Raw genomic sequence first — 4,262 nt, 5'->3', positions numbered from 1 at the left:
TTCAACAGTTAATAATGGTGTTTCACAAGTATATTCGTCAACTGTACGAAAAGGTATTAATGTTGGTAAAAATGTTTATCAAAATAGTAATAAGCAGCAAGTTAAACGAGAAATTAAGMGTCAAAATGTTAGACAACAAGCAAAAWTTAAAAGAGGTGTTAAGTAATGATTAAATTAGTTTTATTGGTGGCGGCAATTGCGATATTTGGAACTGGTTTTATTACTGTTATTATTAATCAATTTACATCAGCAAAAAATATTATTATGGATTTATATAATTCTGATACTTGGTTGATTTGATTATTTGGCAGAATGGCAGTTTTGTTTAGTCATCCGTTAATGTTAACGATATCAAGTTTATATATTGTTGGGTTTATTGTTTCAAAAACATTGTATAGTTAGGAGTTGAGTTTATGAAAATTAAAATTTTAAAGTTTTTAAAAGAAAAATGATGAGAAATATTAGTATATATTTTAGTTGTTGGTTTTGCTTTATTTATTGGATTAATTTACGATAAATGAGATAAATTAATTAATGAGTTTGGTATTTTATTCTGATATATGTTAGTTGCAAATTTGTATTTTTGATTTGAATTAGTTTGATGTATTTTATTTATAATTAATTTTAAAAAGAAGAAAGGTGGTAAAGAATAATGCGTAAGTCATTATCTTTATTTGCCATATTTATTTTAACTTTTTTGGGTTTGGTTATTCCATTTATTACTTTAACGGCGTTTAGACCCTTAAATGAGGAGCATTATACGCTTAAACAAGAGAATAAAAAAATTAATATTACTGGTAAAGGTATTAATGAAACTGATTTTATTAATACAATGTTTTTACGCAGTAGTTTTTTTGAAAATTGGTCGGAAACAAATTATTTTATTAATCCAACTTTAAAAACATCAAAAAATTTATTGTTTAATGATAAATGGTATTTAGATTTTTTACAAGATAGTTATTCCACCGGAGTTGTTTATGATAAACCTAATGAAGTATTTTTGAATTATTATCAACAATGACATAGTTTAAAAAATCGGTATATGGTTGAAAAATTTTATGATGTTAAAAGAGAGAATTTTTTGAATGATTTAACTGATTTTATTTATGCCTTTGCTGTAAAATATAAGATGTATGATGTATCGAAAAAAATTGTGGAAAATGTTGAGCGTTATAAAGAAAATCATTATCCAAGAGTTAAGTTGAAACAAGATAATTGAAAGTTAATTGAAAATAATAATAGAGAAAGTGAATTTTCAAAACCAAATAATAAATGATATTTTTATATTCGAATTACTGATATTCGAATTACTGATAAATATGTTTGCGAAAAAGTTTATTTTGATAGTAATTTTATAAAAAATCAATATACATACTGACAACATTTAAAATATGGAATTAATTTTCCTGTTTATCGTTGAGATGGCGTTGGTGAACTACAATTACCAACCATTGACAAAAAAACCGGTGAAATTATTGACTGAAATAGTTATCAACAAACTCGCGTAAAAGAATTTATTGATTTATCTTTATATTCTGTTTTGCAAGAAAATATTAGAGTTCAGCAAGGTGGTAGTGCGGATTATGAAAATCCGAATAAGGTTGGTACAAAGCGGATAATTTTTGATTTTGAGACGGTTGATGAATTGGATGTTAAAAATATTAAAAAAGCAATTTATCGGATGATTTTAACTGTTGATGAAGCAAATTTAATTATTTCTGGTAGTTTAGAGTTAAATAATATTAATAATGATGATTTAAGTTTCAATTTTAGTTTTATGCGAACGGGAATGGGTGAAGTTTTTAATTTTAATGGTTCAATTTATTCATCATTAAATAGTAAAGATTTAAAGTATTATCAACAGTTTAGCTGTCAGTTTGATTTATCTAAGTTTTTACAGTCGTTTTTTGCAAGTGCTTTGGTGCCAGTGTTTCAAAATCGTAGTTCGTTTATTGAATATGGATATATTGATAATTTACAGTATGATACTGTTTTAGTTAACTTTTTTGCTTTGAAATTACAAAATTTTAATAATATTTTGTTGAGTGAAAATATTAACGATAAATTACAATTTGATAAATTATTAAATAGTATGTTTAAGATTTCACAGAAATTTTATACTAATTATTTACGTACGATTTTTGATTTAGAGAATAATACTTATGTTCAAGGTTATAATAAAAAATATGGTTTATTAGTAAATAATGGTTTTAAAATTTACCCACGATATTTTTATTTTTCAGATAAATATAAACAGTTAGATATTAAATTATATTCAGCATTTAAAAATCGGTTTTATACGATTAATAATTATGGTAGTGTTTTTAATTATGATTTTTCGGTTGCTAATAATTATAATATTAAGTCAAATTCGGGTTATGTTTTTGGCGGTGATTTACAAAATAAATATGGTTTGCAATATAAAAAAATTGAAGAACAAAAAATTGGTTATAATGTTTTTGAATTGCAAGCACAAAAAGAAAATGATATGTACCGATATTATGATTTTAATTTTGGAATTTATAACTGACAAGAAATTAATAATGGTGGGTTGTTCCCTGATAAACAATGATGACAAGTGCAATATGTAACGCCAGAGGGTTGATGAGATTTTGGTGCTCATATTAAAAATGCGGTGATTTGAATTGTCAATACTATTCCCGGTGTTAAACAAGTTAATGAATTAGCGAGTGGTGTTGGTAAGGTTTTTGAAACAGTATATAGTTTTTTTAGTCAAATATTTGAGGTATGAAAATTTAATCCAGCATTGTATAGTACAATAACAAATATCTTTTTATTAATTATTTTTATGAAATTTGTGCGATTAATATAAAAAGGAACTGTTATTTAGTTCCTTTTTTGTTCTTTTCAGTCAGTAATTTCACCGGTTTTTTTGTCAATGGTTGGTAATTGTAGTTCACCAACGCCATCTCAACGATAAACAGGAAAATTAATTCCATATTTTAAATGTTGTCAGTATGTATATTGATTTTTTATAAAATTACTATCAAAATAAACTTTTTCGCAAACATATTTATCAGTAATTCGAATATCAGTAATTCGAATATAAAAATATCATTTATTATTTGGTTTTGAAAATTCACTTTCTCTATTATTATTTTCAATTAATTTTCAATTACTACCTTTTGGTGGTTGTTGTGGATTATATTGTGGTTCTGGTTTATTATTTTCCTCGTTTTCATTATTATTTTCTTTTTTACAACTGATTAATGTTGTTGTGCTTGTTGCGGTTAATCCGATTGCTCCTATTATGCTAAGTATTCTTTTCATTTAAATTGCTCCTTTTTATTTTTTTATATATAATTGATTTTATTACATATCAATTATATATCAATTATTCGTATTAAATATTAAAAATTTTATAAGTTAATGAAAGGTATATAAATGTTATGTATAGTCATTTAAGTTTTATGGATAAAGTTAAATTAGAACAATCATTATTATCAAAAATTTTTTTAAAAAAGAATGGTAAACAGAATATTTCTGTAATTGCTAAATGTTTGAATAGACATCGTAGTACTATTTTACGAGAAATTAAGCGTTTTAAAACTACTGATGAATATAGTGCTTATAAGTCAGATAAAATGTATTATGAGAAAAGAAAAAAGAATAATAAAAGATGTAAATTTACAAAAGAACAGATTAATTTTATGAAAATTAGACTTAATAAATACCATGATTCACCGTCAGAACTTATTTATCGTTATTTTTTAAAATTTGGTGTTAAATTTCCTGCTTGTCTTAAAACTTTTTATAAATGAATTTGTTTAGGTGAATTTGGATTAAAAAAAGAAAATTTACGATATCGTGGTAAAAAATTTAAAACAAAAGGAAAAAAAGATAATCGTGGTAAATTAACTGATTTTAAGTCAATTTGAGATATTGAAAATAAAGTTTCTAATGTTGGTTGATTAGAAATGGATACTGTTGTTGGAAAATGATTCACCGTCAGAACTTATTTATCGTTATTTTTTAAAATTTGGTGTTAAATTTCCTGCTTGTCTTAAAACTTTTTATAAATGAATTTGTTTAGGTGAATTTGGATTAAAAAAAGAAAATTTACGATATCGTGGTAAAAAATTTAAAACAAAAGGAAAAAAAGATAATCGTGGTAAATTAACTGATTTTAAGTCAATTTGAGATATTGAAAATAAAGTTTCTAATATTGGTTGATTAGAAATGGATACTGTTGTTGGAAAAGAACATTTATCTAGTTGTTTAGTTTTAGCAGAACAATCAAG

4 protein-coding genes and 2 pseudogenes are annotated in these 4,262 nt (G+C 24.0%); 5 read left to right on the top strand and 1 reads right to left on the bottom strand.

Annotated features, from left to right (window positions below):
* Positions 1–165 precede the first annotated feature (165 nt).
* From C6B38_RS09305 to C6B38_RS09295, 3 genes are read left to right on the top strand one after another with little or no spacing between them, the layout of a single operon-like run.
* A complete protein-coding gene (locus C6B38_RS09305) occupies positions 166–402 on the top strand; it encodes a hypothetical protein (RefSeq protein WP_015967964.1) in 237 nt (78 codons plus the stop codon).
* A gap of 11 nt (positions 403–413) precedes the next feature.
* Positions 414–653, top strand: a complete 240-nt coding sequence (locus tag C6B38_RS09300; RefSeq protein ID WP_199558631.1) for a hypothetical protein — start codon at positions 414–416, stop codon at positions 651–653.
* On the top strand, positions 653–2,833 hold the full coding sequence (locus C6B38_RS09295; RefSeq protein ID WP_105299413.1) for a spiroplasma phage ORF1-like family protein: 2,181 nt from the start codon (positions 653–655) through the stop codon (positions 2,831–2,833). Before C6B38_RS09300 ends, C6B38_RS09295 begins: the two co-directional genes overlap by 1 nt.
* Before the next feature lie 14 nt (positions 2,834–2,847).
* Here the strand turns inward: C6B38_RS09295 and C6B38_RS09290 are convergent, their stop codons facing one another.
* Positions 2,848–3,291: a lipoprotein gene (locus C6B38_RS09290; protein WP_105299412.1), complete on the bottom strand. Its 444-nt coding sequence runs from the start codon at positions 3,289–3,291 to the stop codon at positions 2,848–2,850.
* A 119-nt stretch (positions 3,292–3,410) separates the two neighbouring features.
* On the opposite strand from C6B38_RS09290, the pseudogene C6B38_RS09285 reads away from it, so the two are divergent.
* Positions 3,411–3,959 (top strand): annotated as a pseudogene (locus C6B38_RS09285) (IS30 family transposase); the annotation flags it as partial.
* Positions 3,958–4,262 (top strand): annotated as a pseudogene (locus C6B38_RS09280) (IS30 family transposase); the annotation flags it as partial. The pseudogenes C6B38_RS09285 and C6B38_RS09280, both read left to right, overlap by 2 nt.

It is taken from the genome of Spiroplasma sp. ChiS, assembly GCF_002968355.1.
In the GTDB taxonomy this organism is placed as follows: domain Bacteria; phylum Bacillota_I; class Bacilli_A; order Mycoplasmatales; family Mycoplasmataceae; genus Spiroplasma; species Spiroplasma citri.
Note: the sequence above shows the minus strand (reverse complement) of the source record. Positions and strands in the feature narration are given on the sequence as shown.